Annotated in this window: 23 protein-coding genes; 14 read left to right on the top strand and 9 right to left on the bottom strand. The window is 72.8% G+C overall.

From position 1 onward, the window contains the following. Nucleotides 1–48: 48 nt before the first annotated feature. On the bottom strand, nucleotides 49–681 hold the full coding sequence (locus ACFQSB_RS15050; RefSeq protein ID WP_380827032.1) for a Uma2 family endonuclease: 633 nt from the start codon (nucleotides 679–681) through the stop codon (nucleotides 49–51). Nucleotides 682–864: 183 nt separating this feature from the next. Here ACFQSB_RS15050 and ACFQSB_RS15045 point away from each other — a divergent pair, with 183 nt between their 5' ends. The 4 genes from ACFQSB_RS15045 to ACFQSB_RS15030 all read left to right on the top strand — a co-directional run bounded on the left by ACFQSB_RS15045 (nucleotide 865) and on the right by ACFQSB_RS15030 (nucleotide 3012). Then, a complete protein-coding gene (locus tag ACFQSB_RS15045) occupies nucleotides 865–1206 on the top strand; it encodes a VOC family protein (RefSeq protein ID WP_380827031.1) in 342 nt (113 codons plus the stop codon). A 176-nt stretch (nucleotides 1207–1382) separates the two neighbouring features. Next, nucleotides 1383–1811, top strand: coding sequence for a hypothetical protein (locus ACFQSB_RS15040; RefSeq protein WP_380827029.1), 429 nt, complete (start codon nucleotides 1383–1385; stop codon nucleotides 1809–1811). Beyond that, nucleotides 1805–2038, top strand: a complete 234-nt coding sequence (locus tag ACFQSB_RS15035) for a helix-turn-helix transcriptional regulator (RefSeq protein ID WP_380827027.1) — start codon at nucleotides 1805–1807, stop codon at nucleotides 2036–2038. The genes ACFQSB_RS15040 and ACFQSB_RS15035 overlap by 7 nt, the downstream gene beginning before the upstream one ends. Next, entirely contained in the window at nucleotides 2035–3012 is a 978-nt protein-coding gene (locus ACFQSB_RS15030) for an NAD(P)-dependent alcohol dehydrogenase (protein ID WP_380827025.1), read from the top strand. Before ACFQSB_RS15035 ends, ACFQSB_RS15030 begins: the two co-directional genes overlap by 4 nt. Nucleotides 3013–3058: 46 nt before the next feature. Here ACFQSB_RS15030 and ACFQSB_RS15025 read toward each other — a convergent pair whose 3' ends face one another. Then, a complete protein-coding gene (locus ACFQSB_RS15025; protein WP_380827024.1) occupies nucleotides 3059–3526 on the bottom strand; it encodes a VOC family protein in 468 nt (155 codons plus the stop codon). A 361-nt stretch (nucleotides 3527–3887) separates the two neighbouring features. On the opposite strand from ACFQSB_RS15025, the gene ACFQSB_RS15020 reads away from it, so the two are divergent. Further along, the gene (locus tag ACFQSB_RS15020) at nucleotides 3888–4727 is read left to right on the top strand and encodes a helix-turn-helix domain-containing protein (RefSeq protein WP_380827023.1); all 840 of its coding nucleotides are present in this window, start codon (nucleotides 3888–3890) and stop codon (nucleotides 4725–4727) included. A 154-nt stretch (nucleotides 4728–4881) separates the two neighbouring features. On the opposite strand, the gene ACFQSB_RS15015 is transcribed toward ACFQSB_RS15020, so the two are convergent. From ACFQSB_RS15015 to ACFQSB_RS14990, 6 genes are all read right to left on the bottom strand, one after another. Further along, nucleotides 4882–8565: a S8 family serine peptidase gene (locus ACFQSB_RS15015; protein WP_380827021.1), complete on the bottom strand. Its 3684-nt coding sequence runs from the start codon at nucleotides 8563–8565 to the stop codon at nucleotides 4882–4884. A gap of 278 nt (nucleotides 8566–8843) precedes the next feature. Beyond that, complete coding sequence (locus tag ACFQSB_RS15010) at nucleotides 8844–9272, bottom strand: VOC family protein (protein ID WP_354841761.1); 429 nt, start codon at nucleotides 9270–9272, stop codon at nucleotides 8844–8846. A gap of 61 nt (nucleotides 9273–9333) precedes the next feature. Continuing rightward, nucleotides 9334–10242, bottom strand: coding sequence for a hypothetical protein (locus ACFQSB_RS15005; RefSeq protein WP_380827019.1), 909 nt, complete (start codon nucleotides 10240–10242; stop codon nucleotides 9334–9336). A 164-nt stretch (nucleotides 10243–10406) separates the two neighbouring features. After that, the gene (locus tag ACFQSB_RS15000) at nucleotides 10407–10628 is read right to left on the bottom strand and encodes an SDR family oxidoreductase (RefSeq protein WP_380827018.1); all 222 of its coding nucleotides are present in this window, start codon (nucleotides 10626–10628) and stop codon (nucleotides 10407–10409) included. Beyond that, nucleotides 10565–10732: an SDR family NAD(P)-dependent oxidoreductase gene (locus ACFQSB_RS14995; RefSeq protein ID WP_380827139.1), complete on the bottom strand. Its 168-nt coding sequence runs from the start codon at nucleotides 10730–10732 to the stop codon at nucleotides 10565–10567. Before ACFQSB_RS14995 ends, ACFQSB_RS15000 begins: the two co-directional genes overlap by 64 nt. Nucleotides 10733–10767: 35 nt before the next feature. Then, nucleotides 10768–11727, bottom strand: coding sequence for an NADP-dependent oxidoreductase (locus tag ACFQSB_RS14990; RefSeq protein ID WP_380827017.1), 960 nt, complete (start codon nucleotides 11725–11727; stop codon nucleotides 10768–10770). A gap of 159 nt (nucleotides 11728–11886) precedes the next feature. Here ACFQSB_RS14990 and ACFQSB_RS14985 point away from each other — a divergent pair, with 159 nt between their 5' ends. From ACFQSB_RS14985 to ACFQSB_RS14945, 9 genes are all read left to right on the top strand, one after another. Next, entirely contained in the window at nucleotides 11887–12270 is a 384-nt protein-coding gene (locus ACFQSB_RS14985; protein WP_380827015.1) for a winged helix-turn-helix transcriptional regulator, read from the top strand. A gap of 145 nt (nucleotides 12271–12415) precedes the next feature. Beyond that, nucleotides 12416–12937, top strand: coding sequence for an SRPBCC domain-containing protein (locus tag ACFQSB_RS14980; RefSeq protein ID WP_380827013.1), 522 nt, complete (start codon nucleotides 12416–12418; stop codon nucleotides 12935–12937). Between the two features lie 101 nt (nucleotides 12938–13038). Beyond that, the gene (locus tag ACFQSB_RS14975; RefSeq protein ID WP_380827012.1) at nucleotides 13039–13164 is read left to right on the top strand and encodes a hypothetical protein; all 126 of its coding nucleotides are present in this window, start codon (nucleotides 13039–13041) and stop codon (nucleotides 13162–13164) included. A gap of 5 nt (nucleotides 13165–13169) precedes the next feature. Continuing rightward, complete coding sequence (locus ACFQSB_RS14970) at nucleotides 13170–13928, top strand: anticodon-binding protein (RefSeq protein ID WP_380827010.1); 759 nt, start codon at nucleotides 13170–13172, stop codon at nucleotides 13926–13928. A gap of 127 nt (nucleotides 13929–14055) precedes the next feature. Then, a complete protein-coding gene (lysA, locus tag ACFQSB_RS14965; RefSeq protein ID WP_380827009.1) occupies nucleotides 14056–15438 on the top strand; it encodes a diaminopimelate decarboxylase in 1383 nt (460 codons plus the stop codon). Beyond that, nucleotides 15435–16853: a homoserine dehydrogenase gene (locus ACFQSB_RS14960; RefSeq protein WP_380827007.1), complete on the top strand. Its 1419-nt coding sequence runs from the start codon at nucleotides 15435–15437 to the stop codon at nucleotides 16851–16853. The genes lysA and ACFQSB_RS14960 overlap by 4 nt, the downstream gene beginning before the upstream one ends. 136 nt (nucleotides 16854–16989) lie before the next feature. Then, on the top strand, nucleotides 16990–18264 hold the full coding sequence (locus ACFQSB_RS14955) for a family 2 glycosyl transferase (RefSeq protein WP_380827004.1): 1275 nt from the start codon (nucleotides 16990–16992) through the stop codon (nucleotides 18262–18264). 43 nt (nucleotides 18265–18307) lie between these two features. Then, nucleotides 18308–20230, top strand: a complete 1923-nt coding sequence (locus ACFQSB_RS14950) for a glycosyltransferase family 2 protein (protein ID WP_380827001.1) — start codon at nucleotides 18308–18310, stop codon at nucleotides 20228–20230. A 197-nt stretch (nucleotides 20231–20427) separates the two neighbouring features. Continuing rightward, nucleotides 20428–22083 (top strand): glycosyltransferase, encoded by a 1656-nt coding sequence (locus ACFQSB_RS14945; protein ID WP_380827000.1) that lies wholly within the window; start codon nucleotides 20428–20430, stop codon nucleotides 22081–22083. Nucleotides 22084–22128: 45 nt separating this feature from the next. Here ACFQSB_RS14945 and ACFQSB_RS14940 read toward each other — a convergent pair whose 3' ends face one another. Then, the gene (locus ACFQSB_RS14940; RefSeq protein WP_380826999.1) at nucleotides 22129–23157 is read right to left on the bottom strand and encodes a class I SAM-dependent methyltransferase; all 1029 of its coding nucleotides are present in this window, start codon (nucleotides 23155–23157) and stop codon (nucleotides 22129–22131) included. Between the last annotated feature and the right edge of the window lie 218 nt (nucleotides 23158–23375).

Raw genomic sequence — 23375 nt, 5'->3', positions numbered from 1 at the left:
TTCGAAGGCTACGTCCAACCCCCGGCGGGTACGGTCGTCGTCCTGGCTTCAGAACTGGAGGTCCGTCCAGTTGATGACCATGGGGATGGGGTTGGTCACCCTAGGAGCCTCGCCGAACTCGGACTCGTCCTTCATGAAGGTGCCGACGTGCTTGTACAGCATGGCCGCGCGGTCCAGGCGGTAGCGTTCGATGATCGATACGCCCGTTCGGTCCAGGCGGACGATCCAGTAGTGGGGAATACCTGCTTTGGCGTACTCACCCAGCTTGTCGGTCGTGTCCTGAGTCTCCGATCCGGGAGACACGATCTCCACGACGAGTAGGGCATGGTCGGCGCGCAGCCGTTCGCCCCGCTCTCTGTCGAGGCACCTGTAGAGCGCGACGTCAGGCCGCCGATTGAGCAGTGGCAGATCACGCAGGCGTAGATCCACGTCATTGTTCACGGTCAGGCACTCGTAGCCCGCGTCCATCGCGGATTTGGCGTGACGTTCCAGCAGGTTGACCAATCGCCTGCCGGCGGTCTGGTGATCAGGCGTCGGCGCCGCGCAGTAGACCACGTAGCCGTCGACGATCTCGATGGCTCGGGCGATCTCTTCGGGCACCGCGTCGTACTCTTCAGCGGTGACCCGCGCTGGTTGCGGGCGGATGCTGAGAAGCCAACTGTCCTCCGGCAGGGCTGTCATCCGGCGTCTCCTCGTCACTGTCCGCATCTGACGACGCAAGCCTACGGGTAGGTGCCGACACCGTCCTCGGCAACGGACGACGACCCCGCTTCCGCGTCGCTCCGCCGCGAAGCAGGGACCGCCGAGTTCGGCCGTGATCCTCAAGGGGGACGGGATGTCGTAGTCGGTTCGTACCATCGCGGCATGGCTCTCGACTTGTTCGCCGGAATCCCGGTCACCCACTACGCGGCGGCGCTGGAGTGGTACGAGCGACTGCTGGGTTCCCCGCCGGCGTTCTTCCCGAACGACACCGAGGCCGTGTGGGAACTGGCGGAACATCGCTACGTGTACATCGAGGTCCGCCCGGAGCACGCCGGGCACGCCAGGAACACGCTGTTCGTCGGCGACCTCGACGCGCGCGTCGCCCAGATCGCCGGACGCGGGCTCGATCCCACGGCCCGGGAGACCTACTCCAACGGTGTCCGCAAGATCACCTATCGCGACCCGGACGGCAACGAAACAGCCTTCGGCGGCGCCTCCACCTGAACGACCGGACCACTGGGCGGCGGGGCGAGGCGCTCTCGGCGAGTCGCCATCCTTGCGACTCTTCACGCATCTGCCAGGGTCGGTGCGGGTCTCGTGTGTAAAAAATTCTGTACATGAAGTCTAGAATGGCTTACATTGGAGGTGTCAAAGATTCTTAACATCTGGGAGGGCTGATCATGACACTCGAGGAGAAGCGCGCGTGGATCCGGTTGTTCGCCGCCGTGATCTCGTACGCCGTGTACCTGGTCGTCGTACTGGGACGCGTGGACGGGCGCGCCTTACCCGACGTTCCTTACGCCACCGTCCTGCTGTGGACCGTGGGCGCGGGCATCGCCGGGGCGATCGTGGCCGAGATCGTCCTCGGCGCCCTGAGGCCGGGCGCGTCACGCGCCAAGGACGTGCGCGACCGCGAGATCGGCCATCGCGGTGACCACATCGGCCAGTCGTTCGTCGTCATCGGCGGGGTCGCGGCGATGCTCATGGCGATGGCCGGATGGCACCAGTTCTGGATCGCCAACGTCATCTACCTCTGCTTCGTCCTCTCGGCCGTCCTCGGCAACATCGCCAAGATCGGCCTGTACCGCGGGGGTTTCCCCCAATGGTGAAGGCGACCCGTGTCACCAACCGCATCCGCGCGCTGCGCTTCGAGCACGGCGAGATGACCCAGGCCCAGCTCGCCGAGCGCATCGGCGTGACGCGGCAGACCATCCTCGCCATCGAGCAGGGCCGCTACTCGCCGTCCCTGGAGATGGCGTTCCTGATCGCGCGGGCGTTCGGTGTTCCGCTCGACGACGTGTTCCAGTACCCCGACTCTCCGGAGGAGACGTCATGAAGGCGATCACCCAGGACGTGTACGGCTCGGCCGACGTGCTGGAACTGCGTGACATCGACCGCCCGTCGCCCGCCGGGGACGAGGTGCTCGTCCAGGTGCGTGCCGCCGGCGTGGACCCGGGCGTGTGGGTCTGCATGACGGGCAGGCCCTACGCCGCGCGTGCGGCGTTCGGGCTGCGCGCCCCCAAGGTCGGGGTGCGGGGTCTCGCCGTGGCCGGGGTGGTGACGGCGGCCGGTTCCGGCGTCACGCGATTCCGGCCCGGACAGGAGGTGTTCGGCACCTGCCGCAGCGGCTCGTTCGCCGAGTACGCGACCGCGAGTTGCGGACGGCTGGCCGCCAAGCCGCCGGGCATGTCGTTCGAGCAGGCGGCGGCGGTGCCCATCTCGGGGATGACGGCACTGCAGGGTGTGCGCGACGCCGCCGCCGTGCGACCGGGGCAGCGGGTGATGGTCATCGGTGCGGCGGGCGGCATCGGGTCGTTCGCGGTGCAGATCGCCAAGGCGTTCGGCGCGCGGGTGACCGGCGTGTGCGGCGCCTCGAAGGCCGACCTGGTCCGCTCCCTGGGCGCCGACGACGTCATCGACTACACGCGTGAGGAGGTCGACCGCGACGGTCCGCGGTACGACGCCATCATCGACACCGCCGGATGCCGGCCGCTGTCGCTGCTGTGCCGCGCCCTCACGGCGCGCGGGACGCTCGTGCTGGCCGGCGGCGGCCACGACGCCGGCGGGCTGCTGGGCGGCTACACGCGTCAGCTCCGCGCGCCGCTGGTGTCGGTGTTCACCCGCCGGCGGCTACGCGGCCTGATCTCCAAGGAGCGCGCCGAGGACCTCGCGGAGCTGGCACGTCTCATCGAGTCCGGTGCGGTCACCCCGGTCATCGACCGCACCTACCCCCTCCCCGGCGCCCCCGACGCCATCCGCTACCTCGCCCAGGGGCATCCGGCGGGGAAGGTCGTGGTCACCGTCCCCTGATCGCCGGCCCGTGACGATCACTCCGCTTCGGTGGAGCCCGCCGGGGTCAGGCTCCGGCGCCGGGCAGTGTCTCCGACAACTCGAACATGTTGCCCCACGGGTCGCGGAAGAACGCCAGGCGGCGGCTGATCTCCTCCACCACGAACGGTTCGCCGACCAGGTCGACGCCTCGGCGGGCCAACTCCGCACGGGTCTGGTCGACGCTGTCGACGTGGAGGCACACGTGCTGGTAGCCGCCGTGCCTCAAGCTCACTTCCAGGTCGTCGAGGATCTCTTTGGGGAACTGGACCGGCCCCGCGAGGATCTCGACATGGAAGTCGTCGTCGTTCGGCGGGCTCAGGTAGGCCAGGCGAAGCTCGCCGTACGGCCACTCGTGCAGGACGCGGAAGTCCAGTTTCTCGGTGTACCAGGTCTTGGCGGCGTCGAAGTCCGGCACCCGGATCCCGACGTGGTGGCCCCCAAGTGAGGCGAAGGGGCTGGTGGGGGCTTTCGGCGGGTTGACCGGCATCGGCATGACGAACTCCTGGAGCCTTCGAGTGAGGGAGATCCCGTCCCGCGGCGGTGCGATCCGTTCGGCGGATCAGGCGGTCGACGGGGGCATGTGCCAGTCAATGGCAGCCGTTCCGCGGTGACAACGGAGTACCTGGCCCCGCTCGGCCCAGTTCTGCCCGACCTGGTTCTGGCGGGACCACCCTCGCGCGCGATGCCTCCCCATGCGCGTGCGGCGCGGTGCGGATCACGCCGCCACACCGTGACAGCGGCGGGCGCCTGCCAGAGAGCGGCGATCTGGCGGGCGGTGGGAGTGGTTTCAACCTAGATCGCCCGAATCCTAGGCCTCTCGGTCCTGTGGGGGGAGGAGTCCCGGATAATGAGGTGTGGCCACTACTGCGGAGCTTCGCGAGTTCCTGCGCTCCCGGCGTGCCCGTCTCAGTCCCGCCGATGTGAACCTGCCGGTGCGGGACGAGCGTCGGCGCGTGCAAGGTCTGCGCCGCGAGGAACTCGCCCTGCTGGCCGGCGTGAGCGTGGACTACTACACCCGGCTGGAACAAGGTCGTGCCTCCAACGTCTCCAGCCAGGTGCTGGCCGCCGTCGCGGAGGCCCTCCACCTCGATCCGCTGGAGCGGCGGCACCTGTTCGACCTGGTCAGGACCGCCTCCGGGCCCGCCGTCGATCTCGGCTCGGCCGAACGCCCACGAGCCCGGCCTGCGCTGCGCATGATGCTCGACGCCCTCGATCCCGTTCCCGCCGTGCTCCATGGTCCCTGTCTGGACGTCGTCGCGATCAACCGCATGGGCAAGGTCCTGCTGGACGACTTCACGGCTCCGGACGTCGGCCGCAACATGCTCCGCTGGATGTTCCTCAACCCCAAGGCCCGGCAGGTCTACCCGGACTGGGCGACCATCGCCGAGCAGATGGTCGCGATCCTGCGCGTCGCCGCCGGTCAGGGCATGCACGACCCGTACCTCGGCCGGTTGGTCGACGACCTCGGCAGCCGGTCGCCGGAGTTCGCCCGATTCTGGGCGGACTACAGGGTCTACCAGCACACCCACGGGACGAAACGCATGCACCACCCACACGTGGGCATCATGACCCTCAACTACGAGTCGCTGGTTCCGCCGACGGACCCGGGCATGTGGCTGATCCTCTACTCGGCGGCCACCGGCTCCCCCTCAGAGGACAAACTCAAGTCCCTCTCCGAGTGGGCGGCCAGCTGACGATCCAATAGGTCCCACCCCGCGTCCCGGGGGCGCTCACGCTTCCGTCATCGGTCTATCGCGTTCCGTGCAGCCGCCTTGGGCGGTCGGATCGGATGGCGGGCAGGCAGGGCCCGCCTTCGGGGGATGGCGGGCCCTGCCTGTGTGCCAGGCGTCAGTGGAGGCCGGTGGCTCGGGTGATGGTCTGGGTGATGGCGTTGCCGGCGGAGTCTTTCGCGCCGGCTCTGAGGGACATGAAGGACGCGGTCCTGGGGGCGGACAGGCGGTAGCGGCCGTCGTGGTCGCAGGTGACGCGGTGCCAGGTCCGGCCGTCGTCGTAGGACAGTTCCAGGGTGACCGAACCGATGCGCCCGGCTCCGGCGGCGCGCGGCAGTGCGGTGGCGGAGACGGACAGCGTGGCGTTACGCGCCGCCCTGCCGGCGTCGTCGGTGGCGATCTCGTAGTCGAGCTGGATCAGCGGCAGGACCGCCTGGGCGTCCTGCCGCGCGGGGGCCTGCGAGGTGAAGGTCCAGTCGGTGTGGGTGGTGGAGGAGTACGGGCTGAACGCCGCGTCGCGGCTGTTGTCCACGACGAGCCGGTAGGGCAGCAGGCCGTCCGCGGGCGCCGTCCCGCCGACGACGGTGCCCGTCCCCTGAGCCAGCCGGGTCTCGCCCTGGTAGAGGGTGAGGGTCTGCCGGCTGAGCTGGTAGTCCATGGACATGCCGACGTGGTCCGCGCCGCCGTAGCCGGGGACGTCCAGGCTGAGCCGGTTCCCGCTGCGGCTGGGGAGCTTGTAGTTGTCGTTGAGGTGGGGACGCTCGATCGGCTTGAACCACTCCTGCGACCGGGTGCTGCCCGGCCGGTAGGTGGCCCGAGGCTCGATCTCGTAGATCAGCCCGTCGACGTACGCCTCCTGTCCCCAGGCGTTCGCGGCGCCGGTGGAGACCCAGTCGACGCGCCGCCCCTTGACCGGTTCGCGCATGGTGGTGCCGATGCCCCACTCGGAGTAGGACGGCCAGTCGAAGCGGTACTCGCCGCCTCCCCGCTCCGGGCCGGGCCCGGCGAAGGTGACGTCCACTCTGGCCAGGTTCTTCGGGCCGCCCTGCACGACCAGGTCGGAGGGGATCTCGTTGTGCCAGGTGCGCATGAGGTCGTACACGTACGGGCTGACCGGCCGCGACTCGACCGTGAGCGTCGCCCTGCCGTCGCGGACCTGCTGGATGAGCCTGTCCCCTTCGTCGGTGCTGAGTAGCGCGACGTCGATCGGGGCCGGGGTGAGCGGATCGGCGTTGTAGGGACGGACACGCCGGCCCGGCTCGTCGTTGCGGACGAGCAGGAGCCTCGCGCCCGCGCGCGCGGCGGCCGCCGCCTGGTCGGCGTCGGCGACCGCGCTGGTGCGGCGCACCACCACGGCCTTGCCGCGCGCGTCGAGGCCGGCGTAGTCGGCGCTCGCGCCGTCACCGGCGTAGACGGCGGGCAGCTTGTAGCGGCCCTCGGGCAGCGGGGTGACCGAGTCCTGCCGCAGCACGTCGGTGAAGTCGGTCGTACGGCTGGAGACGCTCAGCGCGGGCAGTTCCTTGCGCCACCGGGCGGCCAGGTAGAAGTCGCCGTGGGTGACCTCGTCGGTCGTCGGCTGGGCCCAGAGGCTGTCGTAGCTGGTCTGGACCTCCATGTAGTCGCGCCACGACCAGCCGCCCATGGAGCGGAAGTACTCAAGGCGCTGGTAGGTCACCTCCGCCTTCTGCGGGGTGGTCATGTCCACCCGGCGGATCTTCCCCGCGTCGAGGGTGACGGTGGTGTCCCGGTCCATCTTGACCTCGGGATCGCCGAGCAGCGCCATGCCCTGCGAGCTCGGGCCGTGCACGCCCTGGACGGCCTTGAAGGCCAGCACCGAGTACACGTCGTTGGGCAGGTACGTCTCGGCCGTGCCGGATTCGTCGATGACCCAGAACTCGGGGAAGTCCTGGCCCGACCTGAGAAGCTGGACCACCCCCGGCATCGGCTCGCCGTGCGCGTCCTTGAGGACCATGGTGAGCTTGTGCGCCACGTCGCCCAGGGACACGGCGGTGTGCGCGGCCACGTGCCCGTCCGCGCCGGTCGCCAGCACCTGGCCGCTGTAGCGCTCGTCGCCGCTCGCCCGCGAGCCGTCGATCGTGACCGTGACCGCGGCGGTTCCGTGCGCGGGCACGACCACCCGGCCGGCCGACAGCCGGAACATGCCATCGGGGGCGCTCGGCGCCGCGACGGCGAGATCGAGGGTGACCGGGGTCGCGGTGGTGTTGGTGTAGGTCACCGGACGGTCCACCGCGCCGGATGCCCCGGCCTTGACCTGCCCGGCGAAGGCGGTGGCCGAGGCGAAGACGCCCCCGTGCGCGGCCGCCGCGACGTCCAGCCGGCCGCTGCCGCCCTGGAACGCGTCGTACGACGGGGTCGGCCGGGAGGTGCTGGTGAGCAGGTCCTTCAACTGGCGGCCGTCCAGCTCCGGGTGGGCGGCGGCCAGCAGGGCCGCGGCGCCCGCCGCGTGCGGCGTGGCCATGGAGGTCCCGCTGAGCGTCTGGTAGTCGCCCTCGCCCTCGGAGGCGTACCGCGAACGCGCCGCCAGGACGTCGACGCCGGGGGCGGTGATCTCGGGCTTCAGGGCCCCGTCGCCGACGCGCGGACCCTGGCTGGAGAAGGACGCCACCGCGTCGGTGGAGTCGACCGCGCCGACGGTCAGCGCCGCGTCCGCCGCTCCAGGGCCGCTGATGCTGTAAGGGGCGCCGGTGTTGCCGGCGGCGACCACGAACAGCGCCCCGGTCTGGGCGCTGAGGCGGTCGACCGCCGCGCTCAGCGGGTCGGTGCCGTCGGAGGGGACGTCCGAGCCGAGGCTCATGTTGATCACCTTGGCGTGCTGGTCGACCGCGGCCCACTCCATGCCGGCCAGCACCCAGGAGTCCATCCCCGAGCCGCCGTTGGACAGCACCTTGCCGATGTGGAGCTCGGCGCCGGGCGCCACGCCCTTCTCCCGGCCGTCGGAGGCGGCGCCGGTGCCGGCCACGGTGGAGGCGACATGCGTGCCGTGCCCGTTGTGGTCCTCCACGTCCTCCTCCGGCACGAAACTGCGCGTGGCGGCCAGGCGGCCGGCCAGGTCGGGGTGGCCGGTGTCGACGCCGGTGTCCAGGACGGCGACGTCCACGCCCTGCCCGGTGTCACCGCCCGCCCACACCTCGGGGGCGCCGATCTGGGCGGTGGTGTCGGCGAGATCGGCCTTCACCACGCCGTCCAGCCAGATGCGCGTGATGCCGCCGGCGAAGGGCGAGCTCGCACGCGCGGCCTTGGGGGCGGCGGTGACCGCACTCCAGAAGTCGGCCGAGCGGGCGCGGTCCTGCGAGAGCGCGGCGCCCTGGACGCCGGCGAGGTCCCGCACCCGGGTGGCGCCCGGAGGCGGGCCGCTCGCGCGAAGACCGGAGGCGTCCTGCGCGTAGGCGACGATCAGCGGCAACCGCGGCCGGTGCGCGTCGTCGTAGCCGTCGGCGACCAGGTCGGTGATGTTGAACAGCCGCCGGTCCAGGATTCCGCCGGCCACGTACGGAAGGGCGGACTCGGGGTAGACGTAGAGGTCGCCCCCCGACTCCGTGACCCGGGCCTGAGCGGGGGACCCGCCGGGGCCGCGGACGACGACCGTGCCGCCGGACCGTCCAGGCTCCGGGGACGGGCGGGTGGTGACGACGTCCCCGGTGATCAGCGTGACCGAGTGGGCGCCCGGCGGCACACCCTCGGAGATCGTGCCGGTGGCGGAGGAGGGGGCGCGGGAGGCGTCCGCCGAAGCGGTGACCGGGCTCGACAGCGCCAGAACGGACACGGCGGCGATCGCCGGCACGCTCCAGTGTCGATGTGGTTGTTTCAAGGGGGTCCCTGCAGTTGATCAACAGTGCGGGGACGATTGTCTCTAATGACCAGGCATCACACCATATGTGGATAATGCCGGATTTTTCGGTGTTTCCCCCCCAGTTCCCTGACTGTTGGTCGGGCAGGCGTGACGCCGGTTCGGCCCGACGTGGTCGGCATGGTCCTCCTCGACCGCCATGGGACCGCCCGAAGATCACGGCACGACAGGCGACAGGTCTCCGCCGGAGGGCGCGAGCGTCGACGGGCGGCTCAGGTGACCTGGAGGGAGCCGTCGTCGTTGAAGGGGAAGGCGCCCCAGGCGACCTCCCACAGGTAGCCGTCGGGGTCGGTGAAGTAGCCGGAGTAGCCGCCCCAGAAGGTGTCCTCCGCCGGTTTGACGATCTCGGCGCCGGCGGCCGCGGCGAGGGCCAGCACCTCGTCGACCTGGTGGCGCTCGCGGACGTTGTGCGCCAGCGTGATGCCGGAGAACTTCGACCGCGGCACCTCCCAGCCTGGGCCGACGTCCTTGGCCAGCTCGTCGTACGGGAAGAGCGCGAGCGTCGCCCCCGAGGTCCGGAAGAAGACGATGCCCTCTTCGGGCGTGCGACTCGTCGGCAGGCCCAGGCCGTCCTTGTAGAACCGGTAGGACCGCGCGAGGTCGGCGACGCCGAGGGTGATGAGAGAGATCCGGGCTTCCATGCACCGCAGTATGCCCACCGCCACCGACAACTCCGCCCCCGGGCGGCGCTCGCCCGCCTCGTCACTCGGAGGGGAGGAGGTATCGCCAGGAGAGGGCGTAGGTGTGGTCGTGGTGGTCGCGGTAGAGGGGCCAGGCGCCCTTCTTGGGGTCGCGGTGGACGAGGCGCACCACGGCGCGGGCCTTCGCGCCGGACAGGTGCCTGATGGCGATCGATTCGTTCGTGGCCGAGGGCTGGGGGACGGGACCCGGCCACGGCGCGCCGCTCTCGCCCGGACGGGGCTGGGCCACCAGCAGGACCCGGCCGGCGGTGTAGGGCGACGACGTGCGGGCCACCCGGGCCGCCAGGCCGTTCATCGTGTCGAGCGCGCGGTAGAGGGCGGCCGGATAGCCGTGCTGGGAGCGGGTCTCCTGCAGGGCGTAGGCGGTGACCGACCGCATGGTGCCGCCGCTGCGGACCGCCAGCACCGTCGTCATGGCGTCGGAGACGCGCGGGCCCGCGGTGGGGGACGGGGTGGCGGCCTGGCCGCCGAGATCGCGGCGAAGGGTGCGCACCAGGGCGGTCACCTCGGCCGGCTTCACGGTCACCCGCCGCTCGGCGCCGGCGACCACCAGCCCGTCGCCGTAGACCGCGATCTTGGGCGGGGTGAGGTCCCTGCGGGTGCCCGCGAACCCTCCGAACGACTCCCACTGCGCCACCAGCCGGCGGGGCCGGCCCTTGGAGTCGATGGAGGCGGCGTCCCGGCCGCCGGTCGAGGAAGATCCGCCGGTCCTGGAGGCGCCGACTGTGCCTGAAGTGCCGGTGGCCGCGGCAGAGCCGTCCGGGGGAGAGGGGGACCCGCCCTGCGGGCCGTCCGCGGGGTACGGCGCTGATGAGCGCGGGGCGGCGGGCATGGGGACGGCACTGGCGGCGGCTCCGGTCGTGGTGGCGCCGCATCCGGCGAGGGCCGCCGCCAGGAGGGCGGCCGGCATGACGGACGCCGTTCTCGTGAGCGGGCATCTCATCGCGACCACTCCTTGTCCCCGGCTCCAGGCACGAGGCTATCGCGGCGGCGCCGAGGGGTCCCCTGTCTCCCCGGCCAGGGTCGGGACCCGCGCCCGCCAGGTCTCCCACAGGCTCGGACTTCCCGGGCGGTTCACGAAAGGACGCCGGCCGCTCCCCGCCGATCTTCCGGTTCTCCCGGAAAGGCGGTCCCGCGCTTGCGCGGCGGACGGCGGGACGTCCCCGTCAGCCCGCGGTCATCCCCCCCGTCGATCGCGAGCGCGGCTCCGGTGATGAATCGCGCTTCGTCGCTCAGCGGGAACGCCGCGAGCGCCGCGACCTCCTCGGGTCGGGCGATCCGTCCGGCCGGGTGCATCCGACCTTCGCGCCCTCGGACGCGACCCGCTCGGCGAGGGCACGCCCCATGCCGGAGGTGCCCCCGGTGATCAGGATGACCTTCTCCGCGAAACGTGCGGACATGGTGGAACTCCTTTGTCGGTGAGAGTCGGCGGAGGTCAGAAGGTGAGCACGAGCCGGCCGCGGACACCGCCGGCCTCCAGCGACCGGTGCGCGTCGGCGGCCTGGGCGGCGGGGAGGGTCGCCGCGACCCTCGGGGTCAGCACACCCGACTCGGCGAGCCGGCGGATCTGGTGCAGTTTGTCGGTCCGCCCCGCGTAGTCGGGGACGAAGACCGCCCGCACGGAGACCGCACCGCCGTCGTCGAACCGGTGCCCGCCGGGTTCGTCGCCGCTGCGGAACCGGGCGTAGGCGCCACCGTCCCGTACGGCGTCCAGCAGGCGCGGGCCGACCAGCGCCGTGTCCGCCACGGCGTCCACGCCATCGGGGTACCGGGCTCGGATGCGTTCGGCGACATCGGCCCCCCTGGCCACGACGTCGGCCGCGCCGGACCGGCGGACCAGGGCCTCGTCGGCGGGCGCGGCGTCGGCGACCACGGTCAGCCCCGCGTGCCTGCCCATCTGGACCAGGTACCCGCCGAGGGTGCCGGCGGCCCCGGTGACCGCCAGGACCGAGCCGGGGGCCAGTGCCAGCAGGTCGAGCGCCAGCAGCGCGGTGAGCCCGTTCATCGGCAGCGTCGCGGCCGCCGGGTGGCCGACGCCCGCCGGTGCGGGGACGACCCAGCCGGCGGGCAGGACCACGTACTCGGCATAGCCGCCCGCGGCCGGCGGCAGTGGATCCACCATCGCCATCACCGGCTCGCCCATGGACAGGCTGGTCGGGGTCCCTGGGCCGATCTCGTCGATCACGCCGGCGATGTCCATCCCGAGGACGTACGGGGCCGGCGTTCCGGCGAACGCCCCCGCGTGCACGCCCGAGCGCAGCAGCGTGTCCGCGGGGTTCACCGCGGCGGCGTGCACCCGTACCCGGACCTGACCGGGCCCGGCATGTGGTTCCGCCAGGTCGACGACCCGCAGCACGTCGGGTCCCCCGAACTCGTACACCCCGATCGCTCGCAAAGTCCCAGCTCCCTTATGGTTCTCGATGTATACCTGGTCTGCTATTCGTACCGTTGCATCGATGTGGCGAAGGCGGCAAGAAGGCACTTCGCCATGACCTGGTATCGCCGGGAGAACCGTTCAGGAGCGGAACCTGGTACCTCTCGTATACTGCTGGTCATGCCACATCCGATCACCCGGGCGGACGACGCCGCCCTGTCCGAGCACACCCGCCGCGCCTTGATCCGCGACGTGCTCGAACGGATCGGCGACAAGTGGTCGGTCGTGGTCATCTGCCAGCTCGGCGACACCACCCGGCGGTTCAACGAGCTGAGCCGGATGAGCGAACCCATCACCAAACGCATGCTCAGCGCGACACTCCAGGGGCTGGAGCGCGACGGCCTGGTGACGCGGACCGTCTACGACACCAAACCCCCGCGGGTCGACTACGCGCTGACCGCGCGCGGGCACAGCCTGCTCGAGGTCGTCCGCACCCTTGCCGGGTGGGCGGAGGACAACGCCTCCGGCATCCTTGAGTCGAGGACGGCCTACGACGCCCGATGACCCCGGTCACGGGTTCGCCGTGCGGCCGGTCACGGCGGCCGGCATCAGTGGAGATCCGGCCGGTCCACGACAGGTGGGCCGACAAGTACACCGGGCGTCAGGTGACGGCGCTCGTCGATCCCAACGCGGAACCGGAGGACCGGGCATGACCACCCCCACGCCCGGCGCGGCGGACACCCAGGTCTACCGCGTCTACATCAAGGCCACCCCCGAGCGCATCTGGGAGGCCATCACCAGGCCCGAATGGACCGCCCGGTACGGCTACACCGGCCTGGCCGACTACGACCTGCGCCCCGGCGGCGCGTACAAGGTGCGCGCCACCGAGCAGTTCAAGGCGGCGGGCGCGGCCGGCGGCCGGGAGGTCCCCGACGTGGTCATCGAGGGGGAGGTCGTGTCGGCCGACCCGCCCCGCAAGCTCGTCACCACCTTCCGCATGCTGATGGACCCAGAGATCGCCGGCGAGCGCGCCACCGTGATCACTCATGAGATCAAGGAACTGCCGGGCGGGGTCTGCTCCCTGACCCTCACCCACGAACTGGCGGGCGCCCCCAGGCTCGCGGCGCTGGTCGCCGGCCAGTGGGAGGACCACGGCGCGGGCGGCGGCCACGCCTGGGTCCTCAGCGAACTCAAGACCCTCCTGGAAACCGGCAAGACCTTCGCCGAGTGACCGGCCCGCCGCGCCGTCCGGCGGGCGCCGCGCCCCGATATTCGGTCGCCGTGCGGGCGGGGAGAAGGTCAGACTGGCCGGATGGGACGGACGGTCAGCGCGTGGGTGACCTCGGGCGCGACCCGGCCGCGGTGATCCGCAAGGCGTTGCGCCTGGCGGCGGCGTCCGCCACGGACGCCCCGGCGGCGGCGGTGGCGGGGAGCGCCGGTGGCGGCCCCGTAGCCTGAGCTCTGTGCGACCTATCGTGGCGGCGCTGCGTGCCGTGCTCGGCACTCCACCCGTGCCTGAAGGGTCCTGGGAGCGCGAGGCGGTGTACGTCTCGACGGCGGCGCTCCGGCGGGCGGCGGGGCGGCCCGTGCCGGAGGTGGCAGCGGGGCTGGCGGCGGAGCTGCGGTCGGTGCCGGGCGTGCGGGCGGTCCAGGCCCGGCCGAACGGCTTCCTGGTGATCGAGCTGGCGGTGCCCGGGATGATCGTCCCGGAGATCCTGGCCGAGCCGCCGCCCCCGGCGCCTGCGCATGGCGGTCCGCTGACGGCGCCGTGGCCGGACCGGCCGCGCGGCTGGAGCAATCCCGGCTTCGCCGTCCGGTACGCCTACGTGCGCGCGGGCTCCGTCCAGCGCTGGGCCCGCGACCTCGGCCTGGACGCCGCCCTGTGGCCGGAGCCGGGCCTTGCGGGGGTGCCGGGGGGAAGTCAGGGGGCGCCGGCGGCTTTCCGGGGTGAGTCGCTCGACGATCGGCGTGACCGGGCGGTGCTGCGGGTGCTGGCGGAGCTGCCGAGCAGGCGGGCGGGGCGCCACTCCGGCCGGCCGGCGTACCTGGAACGGCTGGCGTGGGCCTACCACGAGGCGTTCGAGCACGCTCCGGCGATCCCGATGGGCGACCAGGCGCCGACCGGCACGCATGTCGCGCGGCTGTGGATGGCGCGAGCCGTCCGCAAGGTGCTCGGGGAGGAGCTCGCGGAACTCGGGCAGACCCCACCGGGCAAAATATGACTAAAAGCGGCAAATGGCCGGAAGTGGTACGCCTTGCGGCCTGCCGCGCGGAAGATCTTCCTTATCGCCGTCTCGCCAGGTGGGCACAGGGCGCGGTGGGATCACAGGGTCGGATAGCCTCGTTCGGGTGAGTCGATTCGCCCATCCCGCCGGTGACCGGCACGCCGAAGTGCTGCCCGAGGAGCGCCCTCCGCAGGCCCCCGCCGACCTGAACACGCTCGCCCCCACCATCTGGCCGCGAACGTCCGGCCGCGCGGACGGGGCCGTCACGATCGCCGGCGTGGACGTCCGCGACCTGGCCCGTGAGTACGGCACCCCTCTCTACATCGTGGACGAGGACGACTTCCGCTCCCGGTGCCGCGACTACAAGGCGGCCTTCCCCGGCGACGACGTCTACTACGCGGGCAAGGCGTTCCTGTGCAAAGAGGTCGCCCGCTGGGTCGACCAGGAGGGCCTGGGCCTGGACGTCTGCAGCGGCGGCGAACTGGCCGTGGCGCTCAGCGTCGGCTTCCCGCCCGAGCGCATCGCCCTGCACGGCAACAACAAGTCCTACGCCGAGCTCAAGCGGGCGCTGTCGGCGGGCGTCGGGCACATCGTCGTCGACTCCTTCCAGGAGATCGCCCGCGTCGGCTACCTCGCCGAGGAGCTGGGCGTCCGTCCCAAGATCCAGATCCGGGTCACCACGGGCGTCGAGGCGCACACGCACGAGTTCATCGCCACCGCCCACGACGACCAGAAGTTCGGCCTGTCGCTCAACAGCGGCGCGGCGGCCGAGGCCGTCCGCCGCATCCTGGCGCTGCCGCAGCTCGAACTGGTCGGCCTGCACTCCCACATCGGCTCCCAGATCTTCGACACGGCGGGCTTCGAGGTGGCGGCCCGGCGCCTGGCCATGCTCCTGACGCAGATCAAGGAAGAGCACGGCGTCGTCCTGCCCGAGCTCGACCTCGGCGGCGGCTACGGCATCGCCTACGTCGACGGCGACGACGCGCCCGACATCAAGGTCGTGGCCGACAACCTGCGCATGATCGTGACCCGGGTCTGCGAGGACGCCGGCCTGCCCGTCCCCCGGCTCACCGTCGAGCCGGGGCGGGCCATCTCAGGGCCGGGCGGCATCACGGTCTACGAGGTCGGCACGGTCAAGGACGTCGAAGGGCTGCGGTCCTACGTCAGCGTCGACGGCGGCATGAGCGACAACCTGCGCACCGCCCTGTACGGGGCCGAGTACACCTGCGTGCTCGCCTCGCGCGCCAGTGACGCGGCCCCCATGCTGTCGCGCGTGGTCGGCAAGCACTGCGAGAGCGGCGACATCGTGGTGCGCGACGTGTGGCTGCCGAAGGACGTCGCCGCCGGCGACCTGCTCGCGGTGCCGGCGACCGGCGCGTACTGCCGCTCGCTCGCGCACAACTACAACTACCTCCTCAAGCCCGCCGTGGTGGCGGTCAAGGACGGCGAGTCACGCGTCATCATGCACAGGGAGACCGAGGACGACCTGCTGAGGGGGCAAGTATGAAACCGGTCGAGCCCGAGGGGCCACAGGGATCCGGCGCGGCGGCCACGCCCGGCGCGGAGGTCCCGGCCGCCCCGGGGGCCCGGGGCAGGCACGAGAGGCCGGGCGATCCCGGCGAGCCGCGCACGCCGCTGAAGGTCGCGCTGCTCGGCTGCGGCGTCGTCGGCTCCCAGGTGGTGCGGCTGATGCACGAGCAGGCCGACGACCTCGCCGCCCGCATCGGCGCGCCGCTCGAGCTGGCGGGCGTCGCGGTCCGGCGGCTCGCCCGCAAGCGCGACGGCGACGTCGACCCCACCCTGCTCACCACCGACGCCGAGACCCTGGTGGCCAGGGACGACATCGACATCGTCGTGGAGGTGATCGGCGGCATCGAGCCGGCCCGGTCGCTGATGCTGGCCGCCATGTCCGGCGGCAAGTCGATCGTCACCGCCAACAAGGCCCTGCTCGCCGAGGACGGCGCCACCCTCCACGGCGCGGCCGGGCGGCACGGCGTCGACCTGTACTACGAGGCCAGCGTGGCCGGGGCGATCCCGCTGCTCCGGCCGCTGCGCGAGTCCATGGCGGGCGACCACGTCCGCCGCGTGCTCGGCATCGTCAACGGCACCACCAACTACATCCTCGACAAGATGGACTCCACGGGCGCCTCGTTCAGCGACGCCCTGGACGAGGCCCAGTCGCTCGGGTACGCCGAGGCCGACCCGACCGCCGACGTCGAGGGCTTCGACGCCGCCGCCAAGGCCGCCATCCTGGCCGAGCTGGCCTTCCACAGCCGCGTGACGGCCGCCGACGTGCACCGCGAGGGCATCACCGAGATCACCGCGACCGACGTCGCGAGCGCCAAGGCCATGGGCTACGTCATCAAGTTGCTGGCGATCTGCGCCAGGTCCGACGACGGCCGCTCGGTCGGCGTGCGGGTGCACCCGGCGATGATCCCGAGGAGCCACCCGCTCGCCGGGGTACGCGAGGCCTACAACGCGGTCTTCGTGGAGGCGCGCTCCGCCGGGCAGCTCATGTTCTACGGCAAGGGCGCGGGCGGCGCGCCGACGGCGTCGGCGGTGCTCGGAGACCTGGTCGCCGTGGCCCGCAACCGCCTGGCCGGCACCCACGGCCCCCAGGCGTCCACCTACGCCGACCTGCCGGTCCATCCGATGGGCGAGACGGTCACCCGCTACCACGTGTCGCTGGACGTCGCCGACAAGCCCGGCGTGCTCGCCACGGTCGCCGACATGTTCGCCAAGCACGACGTGTCCATCCAGACCGTGCGCCAGGAGGGGCACGGCGACGACGCCCAGCTCGTCCTGGTCACCCATCGGGCCAGTGACGCCGCGCTTTCGGCCACAATAGACGGGCTGCGCGAGCTCGACATCGTCAGAGGCGTGACGAGCGTGATGCGCGTCGAGGGCGACGACACGCCCTGACCCGGGCCCGCCCGGGGACGCCGCTCCGCGCATCCTCGCGGGACCTCGGCGCCGTTCGGCGCCCCTGTCCCGCGCGGTCCTGGGCGTCTTTCCCCCCGCCGCCCCCCGGCGGGGCCGGCAGTTGAAAGGTGAGGCCTTGGCAGAGGGCGACCCGACACCGCTCGGCTACGTGCGGACGCCGACGGCCGATCCCGGCGAGCTGTCGTTCTCGGGGGCCCGGCCGGTCCTCGCCGGACGGCCCGCCGACGCGCCGCTGACCGCGGCCGACATCGTGCCGCTCCGCGCCCTCCCGGGCCTGCGCGTCCGCTGGCCGCAGGTCGTGGGCACCGCGGAGGCGTCCGCGACGGGCCCGGCCACGGCGTCCGGGCCGCCGGGCGCGACCGAGGCCGCGGGAGTGCTGGAGACGATCCGCGCGCTGGCCCGCGCGGGCGTGCCCCTCCACGCGGACGACGCGCCCGCCTGGATGAAGCAGGCCGATCCCGGCCTCGCCGCGCTGCTCGCCTCCTGGGCGCCGGGCCCGCGCGACCCCTCGGTGGGCTCGGTGAGCGATCTGCGCAGGGAGGAGCACAGCCTCCGCCTGCGGCGCCACGCCCTGCGCCACGGCAACGACGGGACGGCGGGGGCGCGCGGCTCCGCGCCCACGGCGCCGGCCACGCCGGCCGTCCCCGCGTTGCCGCCCGCGCCGGCCGTCCCTGCAGCGACGACCGCGTCGGCTCTGCCGACAGTGAGCGTCGTGATGTCGAGCAAGCGGCCCGCCCTGCTCGCCTCCGCGCTCGCCCAGATCGCGCGTCAGCGGCACGTCCAGGTCGAGGTCCTGCTGGGGCTGCACGGCGTCCCCGCCTCCCACCAGGACGTGCGCCGCGCCGTCGCCGGGTTCCCCCTGCCGCTGACCCTGGTGGAGGCCGACGAGGCCACGCCGTTCGGCCAGGTGCTGCACGAGGTGGCGGCCAAGGCGGGCGGCGACGACATCGCCAAGTGGGACGACGACGACTGGTACTCCCCGGAGCACCTCGCCGACCTGCTCATGGCCCGCGCCTACAGCGGGGCCGACATCGTGGGCACCGCCGCCGAGTTCTTCTACCTGGAGCCGCTGAAGGTCACCGTGCGCCGCACCGACTACACCAGCGAGGTCTGGTCGGACCACGTGGCCGGCGGTACCATCTTCCTCGCTCGTGAGAAGTACCACGAGATCGGCGGGTTCGAGGGGGTGTCGCGGGGGGTGGACGCCCAGCTCCTCAAGACCGCCCACGCCGCCGGAGCCCGCATCTACCGCACCCAGGGGCTCGGCTACGTCCTGCGCCGCGCGCTCGCCGCCGGCCACACCTGGCAGCTGCCCCTCGCGCACTTCCTGCGCGTCTCGGCGAACCAATGGCGCGGCTTCCGGCCGAGCCGCATCCTGGAGACGCAGTGACCCGTCCCGGCGGCCCCGTGCCCCGCCACTTCCTGGGAACCCGATGAGCGGCCAGACCCTGCGCCCCGACGACACGGCGCCCGCGGCGGCCGGTCCGGCGGTCCCGCGCGTCCACGGCAACGACTACACCGTGCTCGACCCGCCCGCGCTCGGCGCGTGGACGCCGAGCCTTCGCGTCAGCGTCGTCGTGCCCGCCTACAACGGCCAGGACAAGCTCGATCTCGTCCTCGCCGGGCTGGCCGCGCAGACCTACCCCGGCGAGCTCACCGAGGTCGTCGTGGTGGACAACGGCAGCAGCCCGCCGCTGCGCCTGCCGGAGATCCGTCCGGCCGCCACCCGGCTGGTCGTCTGCGAGGTCCCCGGCCGGGCCGACGCCCGCAACGCCGGCCTGGCCGCCGCCACCGGCGACGTCGTCCACTGGCTCGACTCCGATGTGGTCCCGGACCGGCACGAGGTGGAGGCGCACATGCGCTGGCACCATCTCGCCCCCTACCTCGTCGTCACCAGCTACCTCAGGTTCACCACGGCCCCGCTGCCCGATCCCGGGGCGGTGGCGGCCACCGCCGACCTGTCCGCCCTGTTCGAGCCCGCCGAGCCGCACGAGTGGCTGGTCGATCTGGTGCAGCGCACCAACGGGCTCACCGACACCCCCAACCGGGCCTTCAGCCTGCACGTCGGCGGGGCGACCTCGGTGGCCCGCCGGCTGATCGACGCGGCCGGCCCCATGGACGAGGAGCTCATCCTCGGCCAGGACACCGAGATGGGATACCGCCTCGCGCAGGCCGGCGCGGTGTTCGTCCCCGAGCCGCTCGCCCGGGGCTACCACCTCGGCCCGTCGATGCGCATGCGCGACAAGCAGCCCATCGACCGGGTCAGCCACGCCCTGATCGGCGACCGCATCCCGCAGTACCGCTGGCTCCGCGCCCACCCCGCGCGCCAGTGGAAGGTGCCGTACCTGGAGGTCGTGGTCGAGGCCGCCGGGTACGAGGACACCCGCGCCACCGTGGACGCCGTCCTGTCCGGCACCCTGCCGGACGTGTCGGTGCTGGTCACCGGGCCGTGGGACACGCTGGAGCCCGAGCGTCGCGCGCCGCTCACCGATCCCCGCCTGGACCTCGCGCTCATCCTCGGCCACTACGCCCATGACGGCCGCGTGCGGTTCGCCTCGGGCGGCGCCCCGCGGGTGGCGCCGTTCCGGCTGTGCCTGCCGGCCGGGTGGGTGCCGGAGGAGGACACGCTGGCCAAGCTGCTCGACCTGGCGGTGGACGACGGGCACGGCCTGGTCGGAGTGCTGCTCGCCGAGACCCCCGAAGAGCTGGCCACGGCCCGCCTGGAGCGCCGCGCCGCCTTCGCCCGCGCCGCGCTCGTCCTGGCCGCCGAGCCCTCCTCCACCCTCGCGGGTCCCGCCATGGACGACCCGGTGGACGACCCGGTGGACGACGTGGTGGACGAGGTCTACGGCGCGCTGTGGATCGACGGCGAGACGCTCGGGTTCGTCCCCGCGTCCCAGGCCGTGCCCGCCAAGGGACGCCGGATGGCCTACCGCGCCCGGCTGGAGGCCGAGGCCGAGGTGGTCAGGCTGACCAAGGAGGCCGAGCGGCTGCGCGGGCAGGTCGCCAAGTGGCGCGAGGAGGCGGGGCGCTGGCGCAAGAGCGCCGTCGACCTGCGCAGGGAGGTCGGCGGGCTGCGCCGGGAGGTGGCCAGGCTCAAGGCGGGCCGGCTGCGCACCATGATCAAGCGCATCTCCGTGCGCCGCACCGCCCAGGCCCCGAGCGAGCCGCTGAACGGCCCGTCGTCGTCCGTGACGATCCCCGACGAGCCCGCGAACGGCACGGGGAGCGGACAGGCGGGCGGGGCTTCGGGCGTGCGGGGGAAGACCGATGGCGTTCCTGGCACAGGCGTGAAGGCGAACGGCGCCGCGGATGCGAGCGGCAAGGCGGACGGCGCCGCAGGCGCGGGCGGGTAGGCGGACGGCGCTTCGCAGGTCCACTCGGAGGCGGCCGGCGCGGTAAGGGCGCATGTCAGATGGCGCGAGGCGCGCATGATCCGCGCAGGCGGGGAAGACCGGCAGGTGACCGCGCCACGGGCCTCTCATGAACCTCCCAGCTTGTTTGGGTAATGTCGGCTCCGGCGGCGAACGGAACCGACGAAGGAGCGATCATCTTGACCGCCTCCACGAACGCGACCGGTGATGGCGGCGAAGGCCCGGCCTCCCCGAACGGCGCCGGCGGTCCCGCGCGGCCGGTGATCCGGCACAACGACTACTCGCCGCTCATCCCGCCGCCGCTCGGCGCGTGGACGCCGTCCCTGCCCGTGAGCGTGGTCATCCCCGCGTACGGCGGGCAGCACCGGCTCGATCTGACGCTCGCCGCCCTGGCCGCGCAGACCTACCCCTCCCACCTGATGGAGGTCGTCGTCGTCGACGACGGCAGCGAGCCGCCGCTGCGCCTGCCCGGCATCCGCCCCGAGCGCACCCGCCTGGTGCCCGGCGCGCCCGGCGGATGGGGCATCGCGCACGCCATCAACACCGGCGCGCGCCTGGCCGAGGGCGAGATCGTCCAGCGCCTCGACTCCGACATGGTGATCTGCCGCGAGCACATCGAGGCGCTCATGCGCTGGCACCATCTGGCCGACTACGTGGTCACCATCGGCGCCAAGGTCTTCGTCGAGGAGCAGGCGCGCACCCCCGAGCAGGTGCACGCCGCCGTGCGCGACGGCGACTTCGACGGGCTGTTCGACCTGTCCACGGCCGTCCCGAGCTCCACGGAGGCGACGATCAGGCGGCTGGACGGGCTGCGGACCAGCAAGAACCCCTATCACGTCTGCACCGGGCCCACCGTCTCCTTCCGTCGCGCGTTGTTCGCGCGGGCCGGGGGTTTCGACGCGCGGGTCCTCAGGGGCGAGGACACCGAGTTCGCCTACCGGCTCGCCATGACCGGCGCCGTGTTCGTGCCCGACATGGAGGCGCGCGCCGTCCACCTGGGGCTGCCGGCCCAGCGCGTCGACACCGACACGATCGTCCGCGTCGTGGCCCCCTATCTGGCCCAGCGGGTCCCGCTGCGCCGCGACCTGCGCAAGGAGCCGGGCCGGCGCTGGCTGGTGCCCTACGTCGAGGTCGTCCTCCAGGCCGAGGGGCACGCCGAGCCGCGGGTGCGGGCCGCCGTGGCCGCGGCGCTCGGCGGCAGCCTGCCGGACGTGCGGGTCACGCTCGTCGCGCCGTGGGACCGGCTGACCGAGGGCCGCCACCGCGTGCTCGACGACCCCGACCTGGAGCTGCGGCTGGTCCAGGAGCAGTTCCGGCACGACGAGGGGGTGCTCCTCGCGCCGGCCCCGGCGCGGGACGCCGCGCCTGTCCCGTTCCGCTACACCGGGCCGGTGGAGGTGCCGCTGCACCGCCGCTCGCTCGAGGTCATGATCAGGATGATCAACGACAAGCGGGCCGGGCTGCTGGTCGTGGAGTTCCCCGACGGGAGAACGGCGCGCTTGGAGCGCACCGACGCCGTCAACCGCGCCCGCCTGCTCGCCGGCCCCGGCGACGACCTCGACGCGGTGATCGAGCGGACGCACGGCGTGCATCGCGCTCCCGCGGCCAAGTTCTGGCCTCCGGCGTCGGCCGATCGGCCGAGGACGCAACCCGGGAAGGCGGCCCCTTCGAGCGTCCCGGCGGACTCGTCCGCCCCGGCGTCATCGCCGTCGTCCCCTTCCGGGCCCCTGCCTTCGCAGGCCGCCGAGAAGCCGCCGTCCGGCGCTCCGCCGTCGTCCCCGCCTCCGGCCGCGCGGAAGCTCGTCAACCGCATCCGGTCGCTCCGCGGCCGATGAGATCTTCGGCGCGGGGGACGCCGGCCCGCGGACGCGCGGTACGGCTCAGGGTTCCGTCCGGCCGGGCAGGGCGCGCCGGGCGGACGGGGGAGAGCCGATCGCCACGGGGTGCTGCGAGGCCGGCGGGGCCTCGCGAACCGAGGAGTAACGCACCCGCCGGTAGGCCGTGATCAGGCGCCACGCCCGCGAGCGGCGCAGGCGCGCGATCAGTTCGCGGTACTCGGCGAGGCGGCCTTCCAGATGCCGCATCCGCTGCAGCAGGCGCGTCGCCTCGGCGCGCAACTGGGCGTTGCGGCCGAGCAACTCCTGCCCGGCGCGGGTCAGGGTGGCCTCGCGGTCGCTCAGTTCGGCGCACAGGGCGCGCAACTCGGCGATCTCGCCGTGCAGGTGCCGCTCGCGCTGGAGGAACGCGGTCTCGGCCCGGCTCAGCGCGAACCCCGGGGTGCCGCGCGGTTCGTCCCTGCGGACGGCGACCCCGGCGAGGTGGTGGCGCAGCACGGTCAGCTCGCGGATCTCGAACAGCGGTTCCACCAGGTGGCGCAGGCTGCCGTGGTAGAAGACCCGCCGCCGCTCGGCCTCGTCCTCACCGGTGTCGCCCGGGTCCTCGGCGTGGTCGCCGACGGCGCGGGCGAGGCGCAGGACGGCCTCGTTCACGCCGTAGGGCACCGTGAAGACGAGCGTCGCGGCCGGGCGGAGGGTGCGGTGAAGGGCTTCGAGCACCTGGACGGGGTCACCGACGCGGTCGAGGATCTCCCCGGCCACGGCCGCGTCGAAGCTCTCGTCGGGAACGCCGTCCAGCGCGTGCCCGTCCCCGACCTCGAACTCGACGCGCGCGGCGACGTCGGCGGACAGCCGGCCGGCGTGCCGGCGCGCTTCGGCGACCAGTCGCGGGTCACGGTCGACGCCGGTCACCTTGTCGCCCCGCTCGGCGAGCAGGAACGACAGCTCGCCCTCGGCGCAGCCCAGGTCGAGGACGGAGACCGGGCGGCCGGGACGGCTCGCGGGCAGGTGGTCCAGGAGCCAGTGCAGGCGGTCGCGGTCGTCCCCGGCCCGGATTCTGCTCGCGGCGGTCACGGCGGCGTTTTCCTTCCGGCATGGCGGGTCTTGCCCCAATTGTGAGGCAAAAGAGGTTAAAGAGACAGTGAGCTTTCCGGGGTTCTTCAGGGATGCGATATTGACCGCTACCCGGTGTATCCCAGGCGTACCTTGCCCGAGTATGGAAAGTGCGGCCGCCGGAGTGGTCCACCCTGTGGACAACAGGCGCGGGGGCGCCCGGCGCCTGCGTAGACTCG

The organism is Sphaerisporangium rhizosphaerae (assembly GCF_042665155.1).
In the GTDB taxonomy this organism is placed as follows: Bacteria; Actinomycetota; Actinomycetes; order Streptosporangiales; family Streptosporangiaceae; genus Sphaerisporangium; species Sphaerisporangium rhizosphaerae.
This window is presented reverse-complemented; position numbering and strand designations above follow the sequence as displayed.

Excerpts from the sequence above, each read along its gene's own strand:
- ACFQSB_RS15050 (WP_380827032.1), bottom strand. The coding sequence starts at position 681 with ATGACAGCCCTGCCGGAGGACAGTTGGCTTCTCAGCATCCGCCCGCAA.
- ACFQSB_RS15045 (WP_380827031.1), top strand. The coding sequence starts at position 865 with ATGGCTCTCGACTTGTTCGCCGGAATCCCGGTCACCCACTACGCGGCG.
- ACFQSB_RS15040 (WP_380827029.1), top strand. The coding sequence starts at position 1,383 with ATGACACTCGAGGAGAAGCGCGCGTGGATCCGGTTGTTCGCCGCCGTG.
- ACFQSB_RS15035 (WP_380827027.1), top strand. The coding sequence starts at position 1,805 with ATGGTGAAGGCGACCCGTGTCACCAACCGCATCCGCGCGCTGCGCTTC.
- ACFQSB_RS15030 (WP_380827025.1), top strand. The coding sequence starts at position 2,035 with ATGAAGGCGATCACCCAGGACGTGTACGGCTCGGCCGACGTGCTGGAA.
- ACFQSB_RS15025 (WP_380827024.1), bottom strand. The coding sequence starts at position 3,526 with ATGCCGATGCCGGTCAACCCGCCGAAAGCCCCCACCAGCCCCTTCGCC.
- ACFQSB_RS15010 (WP_354841761.1), bottom strand. The coding sequence starts at position 9,272 with ATGGAAGCCCGGATCTCTCTCATCACCCTCGGCGTCGCCGACCTCGCG.
- ACFQSB_RS15005 (WP_380827019.1), bottom strand. The coding sequence starts at position 10,242 with ATGCCGGCCGCCCTCCTGGCGGCGGCCCTCGCCGGATGCGGCGCCACC.
- ACFQSB_RS15000 (WP_380827018.1), bottom strand. The coding sequence starts at position 10,628 with ATGCACCCGGCCGGACGGATCGCCCGACCCGAGGAGGTCGCGGCGCTC.
- ACFQSB_RS14995 (WP_380827139.1), bottom strand. The coding sequence starts at position 10,732 with ATGTCCGCACGTTTCGCGGAGAAGGTCATCCTGATCACCGGGGGCACC.
- ACFQSB_RS14985 (WP_380827015.1), top strand. The coding sequence starts at position 11,887 with ATGCCACATCCGATCACCCGGGCGGACGACGCCGCCCTGTCCGAGCAC.
- ACFQSB_RS14980 (WP_380827013.1), top strand. The coding sequence starts at position 12,416 with ATGACCACCCCCACGCCCGGCGCGGCGGACACCCAGGTCTACCGCGTC.
- ACFQSB_RS14960 (WP_380827007.1), top strand. The coding sequence starts at position 15,435 with ATGAAACCGGTCGAGCCCGAGGGGCCACAGGGATCCGGCGCGGCGGCC.
- ACFQSB_RS14950 (WP_380827001.1), top strand. The coding sequence starts at position 18,308 with ATGAGCGGCCAGACCCTGCGCCCCGACGACACGGCGCCCGCGGCGGCC.